This is a genomic window from Nocardia bhagyanarayanae (assembly GCF_006716565.1).
Classification (GTDB): Bacteria; Actinomycetota; Actinomycetes; order Mycobacteriales; family Mycobacteriaceae; genus Nocardia; species Nocardia bhagyanarayanae.
In genome coordinates this window covers 596853-622372 of record NZ_VFPG01000001.1, presented here as the reverse complement: position 1 = coordinate 622372, position 25520 = coordinate 596853, and the positions used below count along the sequence as shown (strand labels likewise).

Annotated in this window: 11 protein-coding genes and 2 tRNA genes; 8 read left to right on the top strand and 5 right to left on the bottom strand. The window is 68.5% G+C overall.

The window, feature by feature from the left end; all coding sequences use genetic code 11:
* Positions 1-51: 51 nt before the first annotated feature.
* Entirely contained in the window at positions 52-1053 is a 1002-nt protein-coding gene (locus FB390_RS02175) for an adenylate/guanylate cyclase domain-containing protein (RefSeq protein WP_185757194.1), read from the bottom strand.
* Between the two features lie 141 nt (positions 1054-1194).
* Positions 1195-2655, bottom strand: a complete 1461-nt coding sequence (locus tag FB390_RS02170; RefSeq protein ID WP_141807437.1) for an aminotransferase class I/II-fold pyridoxal phosphate-dependent enzyme — start codon at positions 2653-2655, stop codon at positions 1195-1197.
* Between the two features lie 274 nt (positions 2656-2929).
* Here FB390_RS02170 and FB390_RS02165 point away from each other — a divergent pair, with 274 nt between their 5' ends.
* The 8 genes from FB390_RS02165 to FB390_RS02135 all read left to right on the top strand — a co-directional run bounded on the left by FB390_RS02165 (position 2930) and on the right by FB390_RS02135 (position 23163).
* On the top strand, positions 2930-3655 hold the full coding sequence (locus FB390_RS02165; RefSeq protein ID WP_141807436.1) for a ParA family protein: 726 nt from the start codon (positions 2930-2932) through the stop codon (positions 3653-3655).
* Positions 3655-4674 carry a hypothetical protein gene (locus FB390_RS02160; RefSeq protein ID WP_141807435.1) on the top strand — a complete coding sequence of 340 codons (1020 nt, stop codon included), beginning with the start codon at positions 3655-3657 and terminating at the stop codon, positions 4672-4674. Before FB390_RS02165 ends, FB390_RS02160 begins: the two co-directional genes overlap by 1 nt.
* Positions 4675-4737: 63 nt before the next feature.
* Entirely contained in the window at positions 4738-4986 is a 249-nt protein-coding gene (locus tag FB390_RS33360; RefSeq protein ID WP_185756921.1) for a hypothetical protein, read from the top strand.
* Positions 4987-5266: 280 nt separating this feature from the next.
* The gene (locus FB390_RS02155) at positions 5267-5899 is read left to right on the top strand and encodes a C40 family peptidase (protein WP_425465890.1); all 633 of its coding nucleotides are present in this window, start codon (positions 5267-5269) and stop codon (positions 5897-5899) included.
* Positions 5900-6016: 117 nt separating this feature from the next.
* Positions 6017-6838 (top strand): DUF1542 domain-containing protein, encoded by an 822-nt coding sequence (locus tag FB390_RS02150; protein WP_141807434.1) that lies wholly within the window; start codon positions 6017-6019, stop codon positions 6836-6838.
* A gap of 68 nt (positions 6839-6906) precedes the next feature.
* Positions 6907-6979, top strand: a tRNA-Arg gene (locus tag FB390_RS02145).
* A gap of 503 nt (positions 6980-7482) precedes the next feature.
* On the top strand, positions 7483-22911 hold the full coding sequence (locus FB390_RS02140) for a non-ribosomal peptide synthetase (protein WP_141807433.1): 15429 nt from the start codon (positions 7483-7485) through the stop codon (positions 22909-22911).
* Positions 22912-23090: 179 nt separating this feature from the next.
* Positions 23091-23163 (top strand) — tRNA-Arg (locus FB390_RS02135).
* Between the two features lie 178 nt (positions 23164-23341).
* Here FB390_RS02135 and FB390_RS02130 read toward each other — a convergent pair.
* From FB390_RS02130 to FB390_RS02125, 3 genes are all read right to left on the bottom strand, one after another.
* Positions 23342-24541 (bottom strand): recombinase family protein, encoded by a 1200-nt coding sequence (locus tag FB390_RS02130; protein ID WP_185756920.1) that lies wholly within the window; start codon positions 24539-24541, stop codon positions 23342-23344.
* A gap of 8 nt (positions 24542-24549) precedes the next feature.
* A complete protein-coding gene (locus FB390_RS33355) occupies positions 24550-24924 on the bottom strand; it encodes a recombinase family protein (protein WP_185756919.1) in 375 nt (124 codons plus the stop codon).
* Positions 24925-25039: 115 nt separating this feature from the next.
* Entirely contained in the window at positions 25040-25324 is a 285-nt protein-coding gene (locus FB390_RS02125) for a hypothetical protein (RefSeq protein ID WP_141807431.1), read from the bottom strand.
* Positions 25325-25520: the final 196 nt, after the last annotated feature.

Here is a 25520-nt window from a genome sequence, read left to right as displayed (position 1 = left end):
CAGGGGCGGCGCTGGGCTGGGCCCGTGGTGCGGTTCTGGGCCGGGTGCGGCTCAGGGGCGGCGTAGTGCGTGTGGGCGGAGTCGGTTGAAGCCGCGGACTCGGACGCTGCGCAGGTGGCGCACGGTGAACTCCGGGTCGTCGGCCAGTTGCGCCGCGGCCCCGTCGTCGATGAGGACGGTGCCGGGACGGGCGACGCCGGTGAGGCGCGACGCGATGTTCACCACCGAGCCGTACAGGTCGCCGAATCGTTGCAGCACCGGGCCGTAGGCCAGCGCGACCCGCAGGTCCGGGGTGCCGCCGACCATCATGGTCGACTCCTGGATGGCCAGCGCGATGCGCGCGCCCGCCTGCGCCGTCTCCGCCGCGAACATCACTTCGTCGCCGACGTGCTTGATCACCCAGCCGCCGTTCTCGCTGATTGCCTCGGTCGTCGTCGACTCGAACGCCTCCAGCAGCGTGGACAGCTCGTCGGGATGCAGGTGCCTGGTCAGCCTGGTGTAGCCGACCATGTCGGCGAAGCCGACCGCCAGCTCCCGCGTGGAATCTTCCGCGGGGCTCTCGTTGTCGAAGGAACGGGCCAGCGCGGCGACCAGGTGCCTGCGCCAGGCGTAGGTCTGCAACTCCTCGAGCACCGAGACCGTCTCCTCGGTGGCGATCCTGGCGATCTCGGCCGGGTCGGTCGCGCCGTCGCGGGAGGCGTCGGCGACCTTGGCCGCGATCTCGGCCAGCACCAGATCGGCCTGCCATTCCGCGAGCCGGGCCATGGACTGGCCGAGGGTGCGCGCCGCCGCGGCCTGCTGGCGCACATCGGAGGCGGCGACCACCTTCAGCCCACGGAAGTGCCGCACCGCGTCGACGTCGGCGTCGGTGTAATCGACGGCGTCGTCCGGGTTTTCGGGAAAGCCGAGCGCCGTCCACAACCGCTTGGAGATCGACGGCGACACCCCGGACCGCTCGGCCACCTCGGCGCGGTTGTACCTGCGCTCGCCGTCGAGCAGGTACGCCTCCACGACGGACTGGACGAGCTCGGAAATCTCGGTCGTCGACATGATCGCCACCTTACGGCCACGCCGCGCGCGGGTGGAGTCCGTAGTCGGAGCATTGGGGGACGTCACAGGAGCACGCGGGCGGCGTCGTGCCGGCCCTGCGTCACCATGCCGATTCGGCGGTTCGCCCGGCGGAGCCGCGGCGCCTCACTCGCGAACGACGCGCACCGTGTCGAGGTTGGAATCGGCCGCGTCCGGCACGTTCATGCCCGCTTCGTGACCGGACTTCAGATAGTCCACGACCGCCTCGTTGATCCGCTCGCCGGGCACCACCGCCGGAATACCCGGCGGATACGGCGTGAGCTGCTCGGCCGCGATCCGCCCCGGCGCCTTCTCGATCGGGACGACCTCGACCTCGCCGAAGAACGCGTCGCGCGGCAGTTCGACGGTTTCGAGCTGCAACTCTTCGGGCGAGGGCAGCCGGATGTGCGGCGGCCGCGGGTCTTCCAACTGATCGCGCCACGCGGTCATGCCCTCGACCAGCGCGGTGATGGTGTCCTTGTCGTCGGCCATCGACAGCGTCGCGAGGACCCGGCGGTGATCGGCCAGCCCCATATCGATGTTGCGGTGTTCGCGCAGCCAGTCGGCGGCGTCGTAACCCATTGCGCCCGTGGCGGATACGTCCATCAGCACCTGGAGCCGATCCAGATCGTGCGAGGCCTCCACGCCGAGCAGTTCGTCGTCCATCACCTCGATGCCCGGTATCCGGTCGAGCTCGCTGCGGGCCTGGTCGGCGACGCACAACGCGGCGTCGAGCAATTCGCGCCCGTGCTGCATCATCTGCCTGCGCCAGCCGTCCAGCGCGGTGTAGACGAGCACGCTAGGGCTGGTGGTCATCAGCAGGTCGGCGCAGGCACTGAGCCGCGCCGAGTCGACCAGGTCGCCTTGCAGGTGGAACACCGAGCCCTGCTCGAAGCCGGCGCCCATCTTGTGCACGCTCACCACGCACAGATCCGCGCCGACATCCATCGCCCAGGTGGGCAGCTCGGGATGGAACGGCAGGTGGGCGCCCCACGCCTCGTCGACGATCAGCGGCTTGCCGCGCTCGTGGCAGACCGCGGCGATGCCCGCGATATCGGCGCAGGTGCCGTACGGGCTCGGGCTGACGATCAGCGCGCCGGCCGCGTCGGGATTGCGCTCCCATGCCTCGCGCACCTGCTGGGGCGAGGGCGGATGCGAGAAGTGCCGCTCGGCGTCCCAGCGCGGGGTGATCCAGTGCGGCCGCACGCCCGCGAAGATCAGGCCGGCGACGATGGACTTGTGACTGTCGCGGGCCACCAGCAGACCGCCGCCCTGGCCGCCCGCCACGGCCATCATCGCGGCCTTCACGGACAGCGAGCTGCCGCACGTGGAGAAGAAGGCGGTGTCGGCGCCGACCGCGTCGGCCATCAGCGCCTCGGCCTCGCTCAGGTAGCCACCGCGGGCCAGGCGGTCGTCCAGACCGGGGCCGACCAGTACATCGGAGCGGAAAGCGTCCCGCCCGATCGTGTCGAGCACGCGCTCGTCGACACCGCGTCCCTGCCGGTGAGCCGGCGGGGTGAACCCGTACCGGCCCGCGCGGTGATACGCGGCGAGTGCGTCCACCAGGGGAGCTTGTGAGTGGTCCATGGTCGGGAGCTACCCGCTGTGTTGCGGGCTAATCGCTGGCTGACCGGGGGCCGAGGGCTAATTGTTAGCTTTGCTAATTAAATCGGCCAAGAGCATTCGATCTCTGCCGGACGGTTTTCGGCCACTTCGATCGTTGACCGGCCGTCGGGCCGCTGTGTCCAATTGGACACGGTCGTCGAAAAAAGACGTGTCTCAATCAACGGTAGTTCACTCGAGCTGTGTAAGACTCGTTCCGCCAGAGTTTCTTGCACTCCTCACACTCGGAGGACTGTCCATGACGAATTCTGTTGCGCCGTTGGAACTGCCCAAACCCCTCGTGATCACATTGGGGAATCTCAAGGGCGGTGTCGGAAAAACAACCTCTGCCTTCTTCTTGGCCTGCTATTTCGCCAGGGTGCACGAGCTGCGGGTACTGGTCATCGACGCGGACCCGCTCAGCCAGACCGGATATTCCTGGTATCGCAGGCTGCTCAAGGGGCGGGTCGAAGTGCCGTTCGAATTGATCGCCTTTCCGTCCCGGCACGTCGACGACTGCATCCACGACAACGCGAACAAATACGACGTCGTCATCGTCGACGCGGGCGGTGAATCAGCCGAGATATTCAAGGCGGCCATTCCGGCAAGCGACGAATTGGTATTGCTGACCAGTGTGAGTCCGTCGGAGGTGAAGCGCGTGCCCAGCACCTATCGGGCCGCCGCGGAGGCCGCCGCCGGAACCGACCGGGAAATCCGGGTGCGAGTGCTGATGACGAAGGTGCCGGTCACCATGAAGAACGGCGTCAACGTCTCCACCGAATACCGAACGCAGCGCGGCAATTTGGAAGACGCCGGATACGACGTGTTCGCGTCCTATCTGAGCGCGTGGAAGTGGTATCGCGAGGCCGCCGACGGTGAGGTCGGCGACGGCGCCGAGAACCCGATCGCGGATCTCGGCGAGTATCAGCAGGTGGGCGACGAACTGGTCGCTCCGTACCGGGTCGCGGTGGAGGTGTCGGCCTGATGCCTCCGCAACGTAGGAAGGGTTCCATCGGCGGGTCCGCGAATCCACTGTCCGACAACGCCGAACACACACCGCCCGTCTCGCCGCTGCGCGACGCCGAATGGCGATCCGAGCGCCTCCGGCCGGTGGCGGAGGTGCTCGCGGAATCGCGCGGCACGGAAGCTCCGCCGGTTACCGCGAATGCGCCTTCGCGCGGGTCGGAGCCGGTGGCGGAGCGGCCAGGCGGGGCGCAATCGCTCCGCGAAGCCGCGCCCGTGCCCAATAGTCCCGCACCGAACGTGGGCGTCACCGTGGATTCGCCGCCGGTGCAGCCGGTGATCGCGAATCCGACGTCGACGGCGACGGAGAAGCTGGCCGACGTGCTCACCATGCCGCTGCCCGCGGCGGGCGACGGTCCGCTGAACCGGCGCGAACAGGAACAGCTCAGCGCGTGCGAGTCCTCGATCGACTCGCTGCGCATCGCGTTCTGGGCGGCGGGCCGCGCGCTGCAGATCGTGCGGGACGGGCGCCTCTACCGCGCTCGGTACTCCACTTTCGACGATTACGTCGAGCAGCGCTGGGATATGCAACGGTCCTACGCGCACAAGCTGATTCGCGCGTGGCCGCTGGCCGCCCGGCTGCACCCGGTCGCGCCGACGATCAACGAGGGGCAGGTTCGCGAGCTGCTCCCGGTGGCCGCGGAGCACGGCGAGGACGCGGCGGTCACCGTGTACACGACGATCGCGGGCGCCCCCGGCGGGAAGGTCACGGCCGGCAAGCTGCGCGAGGCGATCGCGTTGCTGCCGGAGCGTTTCGACGAGGCCGAGGTGGTCGAGCGATTGCAGGCGTGGCTGCGCGGTGAAGTGACCGAAACGGGCGGCGATCGGTCGGTCGATCTGTTCTCCACGATGGAATCCCGGCTGGTCGCGCTGACCAGGCGAGTAGTGAAGGGTTCCAGTGGTGATCCGGCCGCGGCCCGCGAATTCGCGGCCCGATTGCGCACGCTCGCCGAACAAATCGAGGAGCAGATCACCGCCTGATTCCTCGCGAAACGGCGCCCCGCTACGGGAAATCGATTCCGTGCGGGGCGCCGTCGTATTTCGGTGGCAGAAAAATTGTTTCCTTTGGTTATTGTTTTGTTATCATCAATTTGCGTGTTGGGGTTTACGAACACCATTTATCTGTGCAAGATGGACGCTCGAATCCGCTGGACTGAACACCGTGATGGTTTTCGAATCGAATTCGAAGGTCTAGGTGATGTCCTGCCCCGCCGGAGCGCCGGCGCCGCACGATATGAGCCGAAGGTCTTCGATATGAGCATCGGAGGACCGCATCATGGCATCAACCGCTGAGGGTCGATATTCGCGCTTTCTGCGACGCGCGATTTTCTGGAGCCTGGCCGCCGCCGCGGCGGCGATCGGCGCCCTGTTCCTGGGCGCCGGACAGGCATCGGCCAAACCGATCGAAATTCCCGGCATCGGCGCTTTCGAAGTTCCGGATGTCATCCCAGTACCGCCCAATTTCTCCCAAATCGATTATCCAGATATTCAGGTGGACCCGGCCGACGTTGTTCCGGCCGTCGTGGATCGCTCCACCGACATTCCCACGCTGATCGAAATCCCGGCCGCCGATATGCCGGCGGTGGTCATGTCGGACATCATCTACGTGGCGGAACCGCCCGCCCTCCCGGTGACACCGGCGCCCGCGCTCGCCGAACCCGGCGAGGTCGTCTACACCACGCCGATCGCGGTGATCGAATTCGCGGCAACCCCGGGAGCCCCGGCGACACCGGTGAAACCGGAGACCGTGCCGACGACGCCCGTCGATCTGTTGCGCACCCATCTGCCGTACCTCGCCGAACTGCTCGGACCGGTGCTGCCCGCGCCGTTCGCGCCATTCGCGCCGCAGGTCGTCGAGGAACCGTCGCCCGGCGAGGTCGCCGTCGAGGCCGCGCGCAGCAAGATCGGCTCGAACTACAGCATGGGCGCCACGGGCCCCGACTCCTTCGACTGCTCCGGGCTGGTGCAATGGTCTTACGAGCAGGCAGGCGTGGACGTGCCGCGCACCAGTTACCAACAGTTGTCCGCGGGCACGCCGGTGTCGCGGGACGAACTCGAACCGGGTGACATGGTGTCCTTCTACGGCGGCGGCCACTCGGGCCTGTACGCCGGGGACGGCCAAGTGATCCACGCGTCGACGTACGGCACGGGTGTCGTGATGTCGCCGATCTCCTCGATGCCCTACGCGGGCGCCCGCCGATACTGATGGTCGCCTGGTGGCTCGGCTTGTGGGCAGTGCGGGGCGTGGACGCCCATCCCCCAATCAGCAAGCCGTCAGTAAACTCGGTTTCGGGGCCATCCGTGTACGGAAGGCGGGCGAACAATGGAGTGGCTGCTGGTTTTGATAGTGGTCGTGGCCGTAGCGATCTTGCTGCTCATGCGTGGGCGCGAGGGGAAGCAACGGACGGCGACACAGCTGGCCGACGCGCTCGCCGACGCCAGGCAGGTGAACGAGCGGCTCGCGGGTCAGATCTACAACCTGAGCGGCAGCAACGATGCGGCGAAGCAAGCTCTCGTGGACGCCTCGGAGCGACACGCCGCCGCGGGTTCGCAGCTCGACCAGGCCGCAACTCCCGCCCAGGCCAGGCTCGCGAAACAGACTGCGCTCGAAGGCCTCTACTACATCAGGGCCGCCCGCTCCGCGATGGGAATGGACCCGGGCCCGTCGATTCCCGAGCTCGACGGCCAGGCCGTGGCCGGGCGGGTGAGCGAGGATCGGGTCATCGCCTACGAGGGCAGAGAGATCGCCGCATCGCCCAATCCGTCCTCGGCCACGCCGAACTACTATCCCGGCGGCCGCGTCGCCGGACGGCCGGTGCCCGCGGGCTGGTACTCCGAACCCTGGTGGAAGCCCGCACTCATCGGCGGCGCGTGGGGAATCGGCTCCGCGCTCTTGTTCACCTCGCTGTTCGCGGGAATGTCGGGCGTGGGGTACGGCGCGCAGGGGTTCGAGAGCGGTTACGGGGAGGGTTATCAGGATGGCGTCGCGGCGGGTGACGAATGGGGATCGGATACCGCGCCGTACGACGGGGGCGGATACGACGCCGGGTACGAGGGTGGCGGCTATGACGGCGGCGGCTATGACGGCGGGGGCTATGACGGAGGTGGCGGTTTCGACGGTGGTGGCTTCGACGGCGGATTCTGAGGGAGCGATCGGCGCGATGCTGTGACCGAGCGCCCGACCCGGTAGACTGCGACCGTCCCGCCTAATCGGCCTTCGTAGCTCAGGGGATAGAGCACCGCTCTCCTAAAGCGGGTGTCGCAGGTTCGAATCCTGCCGAGGGCACCCTGGACCGCGCCACCGCCCGACGCGGTAGCGCCGGTCGTGACCCCACTGCACCTCACTGCGCGGGTGGCACTGTGGTTCGCGCGACCGCGCTGCGAAAAGTATTGCTACGCAAGTATTCTCGCGCACACTGTCGCCAAACCTGTATCTGTGGGCGCATACTCGTCGGTTCGGCCGATTCGGAATCCGGCCCGCGGAACCGAGTGTGGCCGGCGGCACCTGTCGCCAGCCGGTCCGGGCTGTCGAGCCGCGCGGTGGTACGCTGCCTCGCGAAGTTGCTCGAAAGTCGCTCTGCTGGTAGGAGGTTCCAGCCGGGGTGTGCATACGATCCGCGCGGTGGCTGTGATTCATCTCATAACCGCCGCGTTTTCCCAGCGTATGCGACCTCACCGGCACAGCCCGGATGCGCTGGATGCCTCGTCAAGTGTCCTGGATAGGATTTATGGGTACCCCGTGGCTTTGCGCCATTGGCGGGGGATGGGGAAATCAAGGAGTGACACCTGATGAGTACTGTTCGCCGTTCCGCGCGTGGAGCCAGGCGTCGCCGTTCCGGCACCCTGTCTTTCGGGCAATTGCTCACCGCGGCGGTGGACTCGGCGGCGGACTCCATCGCGGTCCGGTTCAACCCCACGGGGGACCCGGCCGACCAACGCCAACTCACCTACCGGGAACTCGACGAGCGGTCCTCGCAGCTGGCGCGCGAGCTGATCGAGCAGGGGGTCGGCCCGGGTGACCTGGTCGCCATGGGAATCGCGCGCTCGGTCGAATTCGTGCTCTCGGTGTGGGCCATCGCCAAGACCGGCGCGGCCTACCTGCCGGTGGATCCGAACTATCCGGCCGACCGTATCGAGCACATCCTCACCGATTCGGGCGCGACCCTCGGCCTGACCACCGTGGCGCATCGCGGTTCGCTCGGCTCCTCGATCGACTGGATCGAGCTGGACGATCCGGTGCGACGGGAGAGCATCGCGGCGCGGCCCGCGCACCCCATCTCCTACGCCGACCGGGTGCGGCCGCTGCACGAGCAGCACCTCGCGTATGTCATCTACACATCGGGCTCCACCGGTAAGCCCAAGGGCGTGGCGATCACCCATGCCGGTGTGGGCGCACTGGCGGCGCAGCGTGAGAGCCGTCAGGTGACCGGTGAGTCGCGGCTGACGAACCTGACCACGCCGAGCTTCGACTTCTCCATCGTGGAGCTGCTGTACACCTTCTCGGCGGGTGCGACGCTGGTCGTGGTGCCGCCCACCGTCTTCGGCGGCGACGAGCTGGCCGAGCTGCTGCGGCGGGAGCGGGTCACGCACCTGTGCATCACCCCGGCCGCGCTGGAATCACTCGATCCGACCGGGCTCGACGATCTGCGGGTCGTGATGAGTGGTGGTGAGCGCGTCAGCCCCACGCTGGTGGACCGCTGGGCCGTTGGCGGCCGTGCCTTCCACATCGAGTACGGCCCCTCGGAGGTCACCGTCATCGCCACCGGGACCGATGCGCTGCGGCCCGGCGGGGGTACGCACATCGGCGCCGCGCTGCCGGGAATCGGCGCGTTCGTGCTGGATTCGCATCTGCGGCCGGTGCCGACGGGTGTGGTCGGCGAGTTGTATCTGACGGGTGCGGCGCTGGGACGCGGCTATCTGAACCGTCCCGACCTGACGGCAGAACGGTTCGTGGCCAACCCTTTCGGCGCGGAGACCGAGCAGCCGGGCTCGCGGCTGTACCGCACCGGCGACCTGGTGCGGCGCACCGAGGACGGTGTCTTCGAATATCAGGGCCGCACCGACTTCCAGGTCAAGATTCGCGGTCTGCGCATCGAACTGGGTGAGATCGACTCGGCGCTCACCGCGCATCCGGATGTGGATTTCGCCGTGACACTGGGCGTTACCCTGCCCACCGGCGCCGCCGCGCTGGTGGCGTACGTGCTGCCGCGCTCCGGCGGCGAAGTCGATCCGGCGGCGCTGGCCGCCTTCGTCGGAGAATCGTTGCCCGCCTACATGGTTCCGGCATCGATCATGGTGCTCGACGAGATCCCGCTGTCCCCGGCGGGCAAGCTGGACCGGAATCGCTTGCCGGAACCGGCGTTCGCGGCACGTGAGTTCCGTGCGCCGTCGACCCCGGCCGAGACGGTCGTCGCAGAGATCTTCGCGGCGTTGCTCACCCCGCCCGGCGCCGATCCCCTCCGGGTCGGCGCGGACGACGACTTCTTCGAACTGGGCGGCAACTCGCTGCTCGCCACCAGGGCCGTGTCGCGGATCGGGACAGCGCTGGGCGTGCAGGTGCCGGTACACGTGCTGTTCGACGTCTCCACCGTTGCGGCGCTGGCGCGCTACGCCGAGGCGCAGGAGGCCGCCGCGGGTCCGGCGCTGCGACCCATGCCGCGCCCCGAGCGCATTCCGCTGTCGTTCGCGCAGCAGCGCATGTGGTTCCTCAACCGCTTCGATCCGGCCAGCGCGATCAACAACATCCCGCTGGCCGTGCGGCTTTCCGGCGCGGTCGACCTGCCCGCGCTGCGCGCCGCCGCCGCGGATCTCGTCGAGCGGCACGAGGTGCTGCGCACCCGCTATCCCGAGGTGGACGGCGAGGGGTTCCAGGAGGTCCTGGCTGCCTCGGATCCCATTGCGGCACCGGATATTTCGGTGATCGACTGCGCCGAGAGCGAGCTGTCGGCCCGGATCGCCGCCGCCGTTGTGGCTGGCTTCGACGTCACGGCCGCGCCGCCCGTCCGGCTGCGCGTGCTGCGCCTGGACGACACCGAGTACGTCCTCGTGTGCGTGGTGCACCACATCGCCGGTGACGGCGCTTCGCTGGTCCCGCTGACCCGCGATCTGATGACCGCGTACGCATCCCGCGCGAATGGCGTTGCGCCGCAATGGAATCCGCTCGAAATCCAGTACGCCGATTTCGCGCTGTGGCAGCGCGAGGCGCTCGGCTCCGAATCCGACGAGAACTCACTGCTTGCCCGTCAGATCGCCTACTGGCGCGATGAGCTGGCCGGTGTTCCGGAGCAGTTGGACCTGCCGTCGGACCGCCCGCGGCCCGCGACGGCGTCCGGGCGCGGTGCGGCCTTCGACTTCGAGATCGACGCCGATCTGCACGCCGCGCTCTACGCCTTGGCGCAGCAGCACAATACGACGCTGTTCATGGTGGTGCACGCGGCGCTGTCGGTGCTGCTCGCACGGTTGTCGGGTACCGACGACATCGCCATCGGCACCCCGGTGGCCGGTCGCGGCGAAGCCGAACTGGACGACCTCATCGGCATGTTCGTCAATACCCTCGTGCTGCGCACCAAGGTGGATCCGGCGCTCGGCTTCGACGAACTACTGCGCGAGGTGCGCCGCGCCGACATCGCCGCCTTCGCGCATGCAAACGTGCCGTTCGAGCGACTGGTGGAACTGCTCGAGCCCGCCCGTTCGGCGGCTCGGCACCCGCTGTTCCAGGTGATGCTGAGCTTCCAGAACCTCACTCCCACCGAACTGGAACTGCCCGGACTGACCGTCACGGGTGTGGACATGGACGTGCCGCTGGCGAAGTTCGACCTGGACTTCACCGTGGCGCCGCGCGAGACCGACGGCAAGCCGGAGGGCATGTCGGCGTCCATCACCTACGCGGTGGACCTGTTCGACGAATCCACCGTTGCCCTGCTGGCGCGGCGGCTGCGGGATCTGCTCGTCGCCGTGGCGGCCACGCCGGAGCGCCCGGTCGGCGACCTGGAACTCCTCGCCGACTACGAACGCCGGCGAATGCTGGTGGAGTGGAACGACACTGATCATCCGGTCGTCCCGGAACTGCTGTTGGACGGCTACCGCAGGGCGGTCGCGGCCCATCCGGACCGGATCGCGGTGGCCTACGAGGGCAGCGAGCTCACCTACCGGCAATTCGACGAGCGGGTCAATCGCCTGGCCCGGCTGCTCATCGCCCAGGGCGTCGGCGCGGAATCGCTGGTCGGTCTGGCGGTTCGGCGTTCGCTCGACTTGGTCGTCGGCATGTACGCCATCGTCACGGCCGGAGGCGCGTACGTACCGCTGGACCCGGACCATCCGGCCGAGCGCATCGCGCACATCCTCGATACCGCCCGGCCCGCCTGCGTACTGACCACGACCGCCGACGCCGTCGCGATGCCGGGCGAGACGCCGGTGTTCTACCTGGACACCCTCGATACGGCCGTCGTCGACGCCGCTCCGGTGCGGGCGGAGGAATTGCTGCGCCCCGTGCGCCCCGAGAACCCCGCGTACGTGATCTTCACGTCGGGCTCGACCGGTCGGCCCAAGGGTGTGGCGGTCTCGCATGCCGCCATCCACAATCAGACCGAATGGATGCTGGCGCAGTACCCGCTCGGTCCCTCGGACGTGTACTTCCAGAAGACCGCCACCACCTTCGACGTCTCGCTGTGGGGCTACTTCATGCCGCTGCGGGCGGGCGCGAAACTGGTCGTCGCCACCCACGACGGCCACCGCGATCCGGCTTACATCGCCGAAACCATTGCCGCGCACGGCGTTACGGTCACCGACTTCGTGCCGTCCATGCTGACGGTCTTCGCCGCGCACGTTCCGGCGGGCAGCGTGCCGACGCTGCGCGACATCTTCGTCATCGGTGAGGCGCTGCCGCCGGAGACGGTCGCCGCGGTGCACGCCATGTCTCAGGCCCGCGTGCACAACCTGTACGGCCCCACCGAGGCCGCGGTGTCGATCACCTATTGGCTCGCCGACGGCCGCGACACCCGTACCGTGCCGATCGGCCTGCCGCAGTGGAACAGCCGGGTGTATGTGCTGGATTCGCGCCTGCGCCCGGTCCCCGCCGGTGTGCCCGGCGAGCTGTACCTGGCCGGTGACCAGCTGGCGCGCGGCTATGTGCGTCGCCCGGATCTGACCTCGGATCGCTTCGTGGCCGACCCGTTCGGCGTCGGTACGCGCATGTACCGCACCGGCGATCTGGTGGTGTGGCGGGCGCCGAGCGGCGAGCTGCCGCCGCGGCTGGAGTACATCGGCCGCACCGACTTCCAGGTGAAGTTCCGCGGCCAGCGCATCGAACTCGGCGAGATCGAAACCGCCCTGCTGGCACAGCCTTCGGTCTCCCAGGCCGCGGCCCTCGTGGTGGCCACGCCGCTCGGCGAGCAGCTGGTGGCGTACGCGGTGCCCACACCGGGACAGGCCATCGATCAGGCCGAGCTGACCGCCCGTATCGCGACGGTCCTTCCCGCGTACATGGTCCCGGCCGCCATCGTGGCCTTGGCGGCGTTCCCGCTGAACGCGAGCGGCAAACTGGATCGCAAGGCGCTGCCCGCACCGACCTTCGCGGCCCGTGCGTTCCGCGCTCCCGCGACGCCGGTCGAGGAGGCCGTGGCTGCCGTCTTCGCCGAACTGCTCGGTGTGGAGCAGGTCGGCGCCGACGACGACTTCTTCGCCCTCGGCGGCAATTCGCTGCTGGCCACCCGCGTGGTTGCGCGCATCGGTGAGGCGCTCGGCGCGCGAATCGCCGTGCGAGAACTGTTCGAAGCCTCCACCGTGACCGCACTCGCGGCCCGCATCGTGCCCGGTGCGGGTGACGAAGCCCGGCCACCCCTGGTCGCGGCCCCGCGCCCCGACCGTCTTCCGCTGTCGCTGGCCCAGCAGCGCATGTGGGTGATCAACCGCATCGATCCCGAATCACCCGCCTACAACCTGCCTTTCGCCATTCGGCTCACCGGCGCGCTCGACGCCGCCGCGATGCGCGCGGCGGTCGCCGATGTGCTGGAACGGCACGAGGCGCTGCGCACCCGCTTCCCCGCGGACGAGTCGGGTTCGCCGCACCAGGAGATCCTGTCGGCGGCCGACGCGCTGCCCGGCGGACTGCCGGTGCACGACGGCGCCGCGAACGTCATGGAAGCCGTGGCGGCCATGATGGCGAGCGGCTTCGACGTCACCACCGCGCCGCCGCTGCGCCTCGCGCTGTTCACCGATCCGGCCGTGGGCGAGCACCTGCTTGTCCTCGTGGTGCACCACATCGTCGCCGACGGTTCCTCGCTGGCTCCGCTGGCGCGGGATCTGGTGACCGCCTACATCGCCCGCACCGCGGCCACCGCTCCGGCCTGGCAGCCGCTTTCGGTGCAGTACGCCGACTTCGCGCTGTGGCAGCACGCGGTGCTCGGCTCCTACGACGACGAGACCTCCGTCGCCGCACAGCAATTGGCGTATTGGCGGGAACAGCTGTCCGGGATCCCGGAGCTGCTTCCGCTTCCGCAGGACCGGCCGCGTCCCGCCGTCGCCTCGATGCGCGGCGCCGCGGTGGAATTCACCGTGCCCGCGCCGGTGCACGCGGGATTGGCCGACATCGCCCGCGAGCACAACTCGACCCTCTTCATGGTCGTGCACGCCGCGCTGGCGGTGCTGCTCGCGCGCCTCTCGGCGACGTCCGACATCACCATCGGAACCCCGATCGCGGGTCGTGGCGAGCGGGCGTTGGACGAGCTCGTCGGCATGTTCGTCAACACCCTCGCCCTGCGCGCCGAGGTGGACCGCGGCGCCGCCTTCGACACACTGGTGGAGCGGGTTCGCGATATCGATCTCAACGCCTTCGCCAACGCCGATGTGCCGTTCGAGAAGGTCGTGGAGGCGGTCGCCCCCGACCGCGCGGGCGCCCAGGCCGCGCTGCTCCAGGTGATGCTGGCCTTCCAGAACACCGAACAGGCGAGCCTGGAACTGCCGGGTCTGACCGTCGCCGCCCTCGATACGGGTGAGGTCGCGGCCAAGTTCGACCTTCAGGTCAATGTCGAGCCCCGTCTCGGCGCCGACGGTGCTCCCGGCGAGCTGGCCGTCGTTTTCGCCTACGCCACCGACCTTTTCGACGAATCGACGGTCGGCGCTTTCGCCCGTCGCTTCGAGCGTATCCTCACGGCTGTCGTCGCCGATCCGCGAATCGCCGTGGGCGACATCGACATTCTGGACGCCGAGGAGCGGCGACCGGCCCTGGCCGCCGTCGCGCCGAGCGCCCCGGTCGCATCCGCGCCCGTACGCCTGTTGCCGGATCTGCTCGACGCGGCCGTGGAGGAGAACCCGGACGGCGTGGCCGTGATCTTCGCCGACGCCACCGAAACCCTCGCCGAGATCGACTATGTCGAACTCGACGAGCAGTCCACCCGTCTGGCCCGTCTGCTGATCGACCGCGGTGTCGGCCCGGAGACCATGGTGGCCGTGGGCATTCCGCGCTCGATCGAATCGGTGCTCGCGGTGTGGGCGGTGGCCAAGGCCGGTGCGGCCTTCGTGCCGGTGGACCCCAACTACCCGGCCGACCGCGTCGCGCACATGGTCACGGACTCCGGTGCGGTACTCGGGCTCACCGTCTCCACGGTGCGCGCCGACCTGCCCGAGGGCATCGACTGGATCGATATCGCCGCCGCCGACACCGACGGCTATCCGGCCACGCCGGTGACCGACGCCGATCGGGTGCGCCCGCTGCGCGCCGCCCATCCGGCCTACGTCATCTACACCTCCGGTTCCACCGGTAAGCCCAAGGGCGTAGTGGTCACCCACGCCGGTCTGAGCAGCTTCTGCGCCGAACAGCGGGAGCGCTACCGGGTCACCACCGGTTCGCGCACACTGCATTTCGCGTCGCCGTCCTTCGACGCCTCCGTGCTCGAGCTGCTGCTCGCCGTGGGCGGCGCGGCCACCATGGTCGTCGTCGCACCCACCGTCTACGGCGGCGCGGATCTGGCCGCGCTGCTGCGCAGGGAGCGGGTGACGCACGCCTTCATCACGCCCGCCGCGCTGGCCTCGGTCGACCCCGATGGGCTCGACCGGCTGCGTGTGGTGGTCGCCGGTGGCGAGGCGTGCCCGCCGGAACTGGTGCGGCGCTGGGCGATTCCCGCCGGTCGCCGTATCCGGGAGTTCTTCAACGGGTACGGGCCCACCGAGACCACCATCATGACCAATATCAGCGCGCCGCTGACGCCGGGCGATCCGGTGACCATCGGTGCGCCCATCCGCGCGGTCACGGAGTACGTGCTCGACGACCGGCTGCATCCGGTGCCCGACCGAATCGCGGGTGAGCTCTACATTTCCGGTGCGCAGCTGGCGCGCGGATACCACGAGCGGCCCGGCCTGACCGCCGCCCGCTTCGTCGCCGATCCGTTCGGACCGCCCGGCTCTCGGCTGTACCGCACCGGCGACCTCGTCCGTCGGCTCGTGACGGGGGAGATCGACTACCTGGGCCGCAACGACTTCCAGGTGAAGATCCGCGGCTTCCGTATCGAACTCGGCGAGATCGACGCGGTGCTGGCCGGACACGACAGCGTCGATTTCGCGGTCACCGTCGGGCACGCCCTGGACACCGGCGCGACCATCCTGGTGTCCTACGTCCATGCCGCGCCGGGTGCGCGCGCGGATGCCGACGAGCTCACCGAGCATGCCGCTCGTCGCCTGCCCGCCCACATGGTGCCGACCGTCGTCACGGTGCTGGACGAGATCCCGTTGACCCCCGTCGGCAAGCTGGATCGCGCCGCGCTGCCCGCGCCCGTTCTGCGCGCCAAGGAGTTCCGCGCTCCCAGCGGTCGGATGGAGGAACGGGTCGCGGCGGTCTTCGCCGAGGCGCTGGGCCGCACCGAACCGCTCGGCGCGGACGACGACTTCTTCGAACTCGGCGGCAACTCGCTCATCGCCACCCAGGTGATGGCGCGACTCGGCGCGGAGCTCGACGCCCGGGTGCCGGTGCGTCTGCTGTTCGAGGCCGCCACGGTGGCCGAGCTCGCGGCTCGCCTCGGTGAACTGGCCGGCGCCGGTGATCGAAAGGCCCTGGTGGCCGGGCCGCGTCCGGAGCGCATCCCGCTCTCGCTGGCGCAGCAGCGCATGTGGTTCCTGAGCCAGTTCGACACCGATACCTCGGCCGCCTACAACGTGCCCGTCGCGGTGCGCCTGACCGGCGCGCTCGATATCGGCGCGTTGCGCGGCGCGCTCGCGGATCTGGTCGCGCGCCACGAGATCTTGCGGACCGTCTACCCGCAGACCGAGGACGGGCCGGTGCAGGTGATCCTGCCGGTCGGCGAGGTGACCGTCGAACTTCCCCTGCGCGCCGTGGCCGCCGCGGAGCTGGAATCGGCTGTGCTGGAGTTGTTCTCCACCACCTTCGACGTCACCGCCGAGGTGCCGCTGCGCGTCGCGATCTTCCGCATCGAGGACGCCGCCGACGAATACGTGCTCGCCATGGTGATCCACCACATCGCGGGCGACGGCTCCTCCTCGGGGCCGATGACCCGCGACCTCATGGTCGCCTACTCCGCGCGGGCCGCCGGACGGGAGCCCGCCTGGGAGCCACTGCCGGTGCAGTACGCCGATTACAGCATCTGGCAGCGCGAGCTGCTGGGTGACGAGAGCGATCCGGAGTCGCTGTCGGCCAAGCAGATCGGCTACTGGAAGCAGGCGCTGGCCGGACTGCCGGACCAGCTCGAACTGCCTACCGACCGGCCGCGCCCGGCCGCCCAGTCCTTCCACGGCGGCAGCGTGGCGGTGCGGATCTCCGCCGAAACCCATGCAGCCCTCGCGGGCTTGGCACGCGAACAGAACGCCACCATGTTCATGGTCGTGCACGCAGCGCTGTCGGTACTGCTGGCCCGTCTCTCGGGCACCGACGACATCGCCGTCGGCACGCCCATCGCCGGACGCGGCGAACGCGAAATCGACGATCTCATCGGCATGTTCGTCAACACCGTCGTCTTCCGCACGCAGGTCGACGCAGGGGCGAGCTTCACCGATCTGCTGACGCGGGTGCGCGAACAGGACCTCGAGGCCTTCGCCAACGCCGATGTGCCGTTCGAGCGTCTGGTCGAGGTGCTGAACCCGGTGCGCTCCACCGCGCGGCACCCGCTGTTCCAGGTTGGCCTGTCCTTCCAGAACCTGGCCGAGTCCAGCCTGGAACTGCCGGAACTCGCGGTGTCCGGGCTCGACATCTTCCCGGAGATCTCGCAGTTCGATCTGCACTGGGTCGTCTCGGACGGCTACGACGAGTCCGGCGCACCGCGCGGTATCGGCGGCGCCGTCACCTACGCGTCCGCGCTGTTCGACCGGGAAACGGTGCAGGGCTTCGTCGATCGTTTCGCGCGGCTGCTGGAGGCCATCGTCGCGGCGCCCGACGCGCCGGTGGGTGAGCTCGAACTGCTGGCCCCGGACGAACGTGTGCGCATCCTCGACCGCTGGAACGACACGGCACATGCCGTGGACACCTCCGCGACGCTGGCGTCACTGCTGGCGGCGAGCACCGCGGCCACGCCGCACGCGGTGGCCTTGGCGGCGGATACGCCCGAGGGTTCGCTCGCGCTGAGCTACGGCGAACTCCAGAAGCGCGTCAACCGCCTCGCCCGGTACCTGATTTCGGTCGGTGTGGGTCCGGAGACGCGGGTCGCGCTGGCGTTGCGGCGTTCGGTGGACCTGGTTGTCGCCATGTACGCGGTGTCGGTCGCGGGTGGTGCGTATGTGCCCGTGGATCCTGATCAGCCCGCCGAGCGGACCGGGTACACCCTAGAGACCGCCGCGCCCGTGTGCGTGGTCACCGATACCGCGTCCGGCTTCGCGACCGATCTCGCGCCGGTTGTGCGCTTGGACGAGTTGTCGCTGGAACCCTTTGCCGCTGAGGCTGTCACGGATTTCGACCGGGTCGCGCCGTTGCGTCCGTCGAATACCGCGTATGTGATCTTCACGTCGGGTTCGACGGGGCGGCCGAAGGGTGTTGCGGTGCCGCACTCGGCGATCGTGAACCAGCTGCTGTGGAAGACCGCCGAATTCGGTCTGGGTTCGGATGATGCGGTGTTGCTGAAGACCGCCGCGACATTCGACTTGTCGGTGTGGGAATTCTGGTCGGCGGCCGTGTCGGGTGGTCGTCTGGTGATCGCGTCCGTCGACGGGCATCGCGATCCCGGGTACCTGAACGAGTTGATGGCTCGTGAGCGGGTGACGACGTTGCATGTGGTGCCGTCGATGCTGGATGCGCTGTTGGTCGAGTCCGGTGGAGTGCTGGCGGATTCGTTGCGGCGGGTGCTTGCGATCGGTGAGGCGTTGCCGTCGTCGGTGGCGCAGCGGTTCCGTGCGGCCAACCTGGATGCTCAGCTGTTCAACCTGTACGGCCCGACCGAGGCGGCGGTGTCGATCACCTCGCATCTCGTCTCGGATGCGGATCAGGGTTCGGTGTCCATCGGTGCGCCCGAATGGAACAGCCGCGTCTACGTGCTCGATGCCCGGCTGCGGCCGGTGCCGGTAGGCGTATCCGGCGAGTTGTACCTCGCCGGTGCGCAGTTGGCGCGCGGCTACTTCGCACGTCCGGATCTGAGCGCGGATCGTTTCGTCGCGAATCCCTTCGCCGGCGACGGTTCCCGTATGTACCGCACGGGCGACCTGGTGGCCTGGACCGGTGACGGTGAGCTGGAGTATCGGGGGCGTACGGATTTCCAGGTGAAGATTCGTGGTTTCCGTATCGAGTTGGGTGAGATCGAGGCGGCGTTGTTGGCGTTGCCGGAGATCGCTCAGGCGGCGGTGGTGGCGAAGTCGGATCAGCGCACCGGTGATCGGTTGGTGGCCTATTTGGTGCCTGCTGTGGCGGATGTCGATGTGGCGCAGGTGAAGTCGGTGTTGTCGGCGGTGTTGCCGTCGTACATGGTGCCGTCGGCGTTCGTGGTGTTGGAGGCTTTGCCGTTGAATGTCAACGGCAAGCTGGATCGTAAAGCGCTGCCGGAACCCGAGTTCGAGTCGACCGCCTTCCGCGCACCGTCCACTCCGGTCGAGGAGATCGTGGCGCGCGTGTTCGCGGATGTGCTCGGCGGCGACCGGGTCGGCGCGGACGACGATTTCTTCAGTCTCGGCGGTAACTCGCTGCTGGCCACCCAGGTGGCCGCCCGTATCGGTGCGGCGCTGGATACGCGGGTGCCGGTGCGGGCGCTGTTCGAAGCCTCCACCGTGGCCGGACTCGCCGCGCTGGTCGGCAAGCTGGCCGGTGCGGGCGGACATCGCGCGCTGACGTCCGTCACTCGCCCGGAGATCGTCCCGCTGTCGCCGGCGCAGCAGCGTATGTGGTTCCTGAACCGGCTCGATGGTCATTCCGCGGCCTACAACGTGCCGGTGGCAGTGCGGTTGACGGGTGCGCTCGATGTCGACGCGCTGCGTGCCGCGGTCGCGGATCTCATCGCGCGTCACGAGATCCTGCGCACCGTGTACCCGCAGACCGACCGTGGGCCCGTGCAGTCGATTCTGGCTCCCGGGCACTCCGTCCCCGAGTTGACGGTGCGTGTGGTGCCCGCCGACCGGATCGAGCGGGCGGTGCGGGAGCTGGGCGCCACCGTCTTCGACGTCACCGCCGAGGTGCCGCTGCGGGTCGAGTTGTTCCAAATCGACGGCGCGGTGGACGAATACGTGTTGGCGATGGTGGTCCATCACATCTCCGCCGACGGTTCGTCGGTGGCTCCACTGACTCGCGATCTGATGATCGCGTACGCGGCGCGGTCGGCGGGTGCGCAGCCGGGTTGGGCCCCGTTGCCGGTGCAGTACGCCGACTACAGCGTCTGGCATCGCGAGCTGCTGGGCGACGAGAGCGATCCGGAATCCTTGTCGGCCAAGCAGATCGGCTACTGGAAACAGGCGCTCGCCGGATTGCCGGACCAGTTGGATCTGCCGTCGGATCGGCCGCGTCCCGCGGTGCAGTCCTTCGCGGGGGAGCGCGTCGAGGTGCGGGTCGACGCCGAAACACACGCCGCCCTCGCCGAATTGGCGCGCGGACACAACGCGACCATCTTCATGGTGGTGCACGCCGCGCTGTCGGTGCTGTTGGCTCGGTTGTCGGGTACCGGCGACATCGCCGTCGGCACGCCGATCGCCGGGCGTGGTGAGCGTGAACTCGACGACCTGATCGGCATGTTCGCCAATACGTTGGTGCTGCGCACGCAGGTGGACGCGGCCGAGAGCTTCGTCGATCTGGTGGCACGGGTGCGCGAAGGCGACCTCCAGGCGTTCACCCACGCCGATGTGTCGTTCGAGCGGTTGGTGGAGGTGCTCAACCCCGCGCGGTCGATGGCGCGGCACCCGCTGTTCCAGGTGGGGTTGTCGTTCCAGAACCTCGTGCGCTCCAGCCTCGAGCTGCCCGGCCTGACCGTGTCCGGCGTGGACGCTTTGGCCGATGTGTCGCAGTTCGATCTGCACTGGATCGTGGCCGATCACTACGACGAGTCGGGCGCGCCGTGCGGAATCGATGGCTCGGTCACCTACGCGACGGCCCTGTTCGAGCGCGAGACGGTGCAGGGTTTCGTGGATCGGTTCGTGCGTCTGCTCGGTGAGATCGTCGCCGCGCCGACGGCCCCGGTCGGCGATATCGAGCTGCTGGCCGCGGCCGAGCGGATCGAGCTGCTCACGGCTCGCAATGCGACCGCGCACCGGACCGATGCCGGGGCGACGTTGGCGTCGATGTTGGCGGCGACCGTCGCGGCCGAGCCGAACGCGATGGCTCTGGTCGGGCCCTATGGCCCGTCGTTGACCTACGACGAGCTCGGCCGACGGGTGAATCGCCTGGCGCGGTACCTGATTTCGCTGGGTGTGGGTCCGGAGACGCGGGTCGCGCTGGCGTTGCGGCGTTCGGTGGACCTGGTTGTGGCCATGTACGCGGTGTCCGTCGCCGGTGGTGCGTATGTGCCGGTGGATCCGGATCAGCCCGCCGAGCGGACGGGCTACATCCTCGAGACGGCCGGTCCGGTGTGCGTACTCACCAACGCGGCAGCGGGATTCGCCACCGAGGCAGCGCCGCTGATCTCGCTCGACGAGCTGGATCTGGCCGGTGTGTACGGCGGCGCGGTCACCGATTTCGAGCGGGTCGCGCGGTTGCGTCCGTCGAATACCGCGTATGTGATCTTCACGTCGGGTTCGACCGGGCAGCCGAAGGGTGTTGCGGTGCCGCACTCGGCGATCGTCAACCAGTTGGCCTGGAAGACAGCGGAATTCGATCTCGGCGTGAACGACGCGGTGTTGCTGAAGACCGCGGCCACGTTCGATCTTTCGGTGTGGGAGTTCTGGTCGGCCGCGGTGTCGGGTGGTCGGCTCGTGATCGCTTCGGCTGAGGGGCATCGTGATCCGGGGTACTTGAACGAGTTGATGGCTCGTGAGCGGGTGACGACGTTGCATGTGGTGCCGTCGATGCTCGATGCGCTGTTGACCGAGTCCGGTGGCGTGCTGGCGGATTCGTTGCGGCGGGTGCTTGCGATCGGTGAGGCGTTGCCGTCGTCGGTGGCGCAGCGGTTCCGTGCGGCCAACCCGGATGCTCAGCTGTTCAACCTGTACGGCCCCACCGAGGCGGCGGTGTCGATCACTTCTCATCTGGTGACCGATGCCGATTCCGGTTCGGTGTCCATCGGTGCGCCCGAGTGGAACAGCCGCGTCTACGTGCTCGATGGACGGTTGCGGCCGGTGCCGGACGGGGTTTCGGGTGAGCTCTATCTCGCCGGTGCCCAGCTGGCGCGTGGTTACTTCGGTCGCGCGGAGCTGACGGCGGATCGGTTCGTTGCCGACCCGTTCGCGGTGGGTGAGCGGATGTATCGCACCGGTGATCTTGTCGGTTGGCGCGGCGATGGTGAGCTGGAGTATCGGGGGCGTACGGACTTCCAGGTGAAGATTCGTGGTTTCCGTATCGAGTTGGGTGAGGTCGAGGCGGCGTTGTTGGCGTTGCCGGAGATCGCTCAGGCGGCGGTGGTGGCGAAGTCCGATCAGCGCACCGGTGATCGGTTGGTGGCCTATTTGGTGCCTGCTGTGGCGGATGTCGATGTGGCGCAGGTGAAGTCGGTGTTGTCGGCGGTGTTGCCGTCGTACATGGTGCCGTCGGCGTTCGTGGTGTTGGAGGCTTTGCCGTTGAACGTCAACGGCAAGCTGGATCGGAAGGCGTTGCCGGAGCCGGAGTTCGCCGCTCGGGAATACCGTGCGCCGAATACCCCGGTCGAGCACGCCGTGGTGGCTGCCTTCGCGGAAGTCCTTGGCGTTTCGGAAGGTCTCGGCCTGGACGACAACTTCTTCGAATCCGGCGGCAACTCGCTGTCCGCGACGACGCTCGTCGCTCGCCTCCGTGCCGACCTGGACCGGCCGGTCACGGTGATGGACATCTTCCTCGCACCCACCCCGGGCGCCCTGGCCGATCGGTTGCGCGTCGCCGGTGGTGTCGACACCTCGACGGCATTCGACATGCTGTTGCCGCTGCGCGTCGGCGGGACGCGCGAACCGCTGTTCTGCATCCATCCGGTCGGCGGCATCTCGTGGTCGTTCGCCGGGCTCGCGGCCCATATCCACCCGGATCGTCCGATCTTCGGTTTGCAGTCGCCCGCCTTGGCGGACGAGGACATGCCGGAGTCGGTGGACGAGTGGGCGCGGCTGTATGTGAAGGAGATGCGTTCGGTTCAGCCCGAGGGTCCGTACCACCTGCTCGGCTGGTCGCTGGGCGGTGTGCTCGCCCACGCCATCGCGGTGCAATTGCGCGACGAGGGGGAGTCGGTGGCGCTGCTCGTCATGCTGGACAGTCACCTGCACTCCGTGACGGAGGCCGAGGCGGTCGGCGGTACCGAGGCGACCGTCGCCGAACTGCTCGGCGGACTGCTCGGCGAGCACGCGGCCGACTTCGACTTCGACGCGAACCTCGATGCGGCCGGGCTCGGCGAGAGGCTGGCCGAACTGGGCGAACCCTTCGCCTCCTTCGGCGCGGAACGCCTCGAGCGAGTCGTCGACGCCGCGGTGCGATCCCTCGAACTGGCCGCGGCCTACCGGCCCCGCTCGTATCGCGGTGAAGTGCTGTACTTCAACGCGGCCCAGGACGACCCGACCGCCACCCGCGGCCCGGCCAGCTGGCGCGACGCCGTCGACGGTCCGGTTCGCGTCGAGCAGGTGCCGGTCACGCACTGGCGGATGACGGCACCGGAAGCACTCGCCGTCATCGGCCCGCGCCTCGCCGAACTCCTGGACTGACCCGGAGGTAGTCGCGCGGTGCCGCCGCGCGACTACCGGAACGGGACCGATCGTCGGTCATCGGACCGGACTCCGAACGCGATCGCCACGCGCGGCCCACCCCGAACCGTCCATGCTGTTCCTCAGCCCCTCACCCGGTAGACTCCCCGCCGTCCGGGTCGACACACACCACCTGGTCAGCCCTCGTAGCTCAGGGGATAGAGCACCGCTCTCCTAAAGCGGGTGTCGCAGGTTCGAATCCTGCCGGGGGCACGTAGAACATGGGCAACTGTAGTAGCGGTTTCCCGTGGCGTGCCGGGTTGTCCCGTACCGCCGCCCCCGTGGGCTGGTGGCGGTACGGGCCCCGGTTCCGGGGGTGTGGTGGGGGTCAGGATTCCGGCGGCTGTGGCGGCGTCGGGGAGTGCTTCTTCGGTCAGTGTGGCGTAGATGGTCACGTGTTTGCCGGTGGTCGTAGACGATCTTGATGCTGAATGACTCGTACAGGTCGCGTTGCAGGACGTCCGGGGGCGCGGGCGAGATGCAGCGTCAGCCGGGGCAGGTGGTCCAGGAGAGCGGGTTCGTCCGGTTGCTGGCGGGCGGTCTGTTCGCGCAGGGTCTCGAGCTCGGTGTTCTTGGTGCGGCGTTGCTGTTCCAGTTCGGTGTAGCGGCGGCGGAGTCGTTCGGCCCAGGCGTCGGACAGTTCGTCGCCGATGGTGGTGGGACGGGATTCGAGTTCGGTGAGCAGGTTGTCCTGCCGTCGGGTGATGTCGGTGAGGGTCTTCTCGATCGCGGTGGTCCGCTGCTCGAGGTCGTGGCTCTTGGTGGAGGACTGTCCGTGTAGCTGGTGGCGTAGCAGGGTCGCGCGGTCGGGGCCGAAGACCCGCTCGTTGAAGAACGTCTTGAGGCAGTCGAGGAGCCGGTCTTCGCGCACGTACACCGCGCGGGGGTGGTCGGCGTATTCCTCGGGTTTGCCGACGAGGTCGAGTTTGGGTTGGCAGGTGTAGTAGCCGTAGCCCTTGCGTGTTTTGCCGAACATCCGTTTGGCGCACTGCTGATGGCGCACGAACGAGCGCAGCACGTAGGTGCGGTGGGTGTCGGGGTGGGTGTTCTTCACGCTCATCCGCGACCCTTGGCGGGCGGTGCGGTTCTGCTGCACCGCTTCCCATACCGCGCGGGTGATGAGGGGTTCGTGGGTGGGTTCGGGTGCCCACACCCATTTCTCGGGTGGGTTGAGCGCGCCGCCTTTCTTGCTGGCGCGCCGGTTCCACACCATGTGCCCGGTGTATTTCGGGTTGATCAGGATTTCGCGGACCGATGACCCCGACCAGCGGCCCCGCGCGCGTTTGCCGCTGTTGGGTTGCGGGGGCGGATAGCGGTCGGGGTCGGTGTTGAGCCGGTCCGCGATCACCTGGTAGGCGAGGTTCTCGTCGTAGCGTAGCTGGAAGATCCGCACCACGGCGGGTGCGCGTTCGGGGTCCACGACGAGCCGGGATTTGGTGCGCCCTTCCTCGCGTTTCGCCGCGACCGGGTGCGGGAGTTTCTCGTTGTGGTAGCCGTGGCAGGCTTTGCCGATGTTCCAGCCCTGTTTGGTGTGTTCGCGGAACCCCTCCCACGATTGTTCGAGGGTGTGGCGCAGGAACCATTCAGCCACACCCTGTTTCACGCGGCGGACCAGGATCTGGGTGGCGCGTTTCTCCGATAGCGAGATCGGGCCCTCGTCGGCGGCGAACAGGGGGATGCCGACGGTTTCGAGTTCGTGTCGAGCTGGGTGGATTGCCGGGTCCAGCGGGCGGCGCGTTCGATCTCCTCGACCACGACCGCCTCGAACCGGCGATGCGGGTGGCGGGCTTCGGCGAGCAGATCGGCCAGGCCACCGTCACGCGGGATGGGGATGTCGAACGCTTCGTGCGCGCTGCCCAGGCCACGTTGTTCGAGGTCCTTGCGGGAGGATTCCACGTCGTAGAAGAACGCGACGATCACGAACCCGGGCGGCAGCACCTTGCGGCAGTTGTCGAGCTGGCGCGGCAGCGACAACGTGGGGTCTTGCAATCCCGGGTAGAGGTACGTAGGAACACTGCGACCGGGACCGGGGACGCACCACCCATCCCGAGCAAGTCGGGGCTGTCGGGTCCGACGAATGCGGGCAGGCTCACGCCGCCTCCTGCCAATCGGTGGTGATGGCGTCGAGGTCGACCGGTTCGGTGGGGGCCGGGTCGTGGTTGTCGAGCCAGCGCAGCAGCGCCGAGATCGCGCGGGCTTGGCGGTCGGCGACACGTTCGGCCTCGGCCCCGGTGACGTAGCGGATCTGGAACGACACCGTCACACCACCTGCGCGGGCGTCGACGTGCACCGGCACCGCGTGGTGGGTGTGTGAGCGGCGAGCGCGCCAGTTCAACGGGATCACCACGGCCTCGTCCGAGATTTCCTCGTCCATGGAATGCCTCTCTCTCTGTCCTGTGCCACCCGTCCCGATGACCGGGCGGCGGTGGCTGTTTTCGCCGGTTGTTGGAACTGTGCGGGACCGCTGGGTCCGCGTGTAGCGGGGTCCATGAACGCTCCGTAGCGGCCGGTGCGTCAACTGTCTTCTCGTGGCGCTCGATTCATCGACGCCGAAGCACTCGCGGCACAGA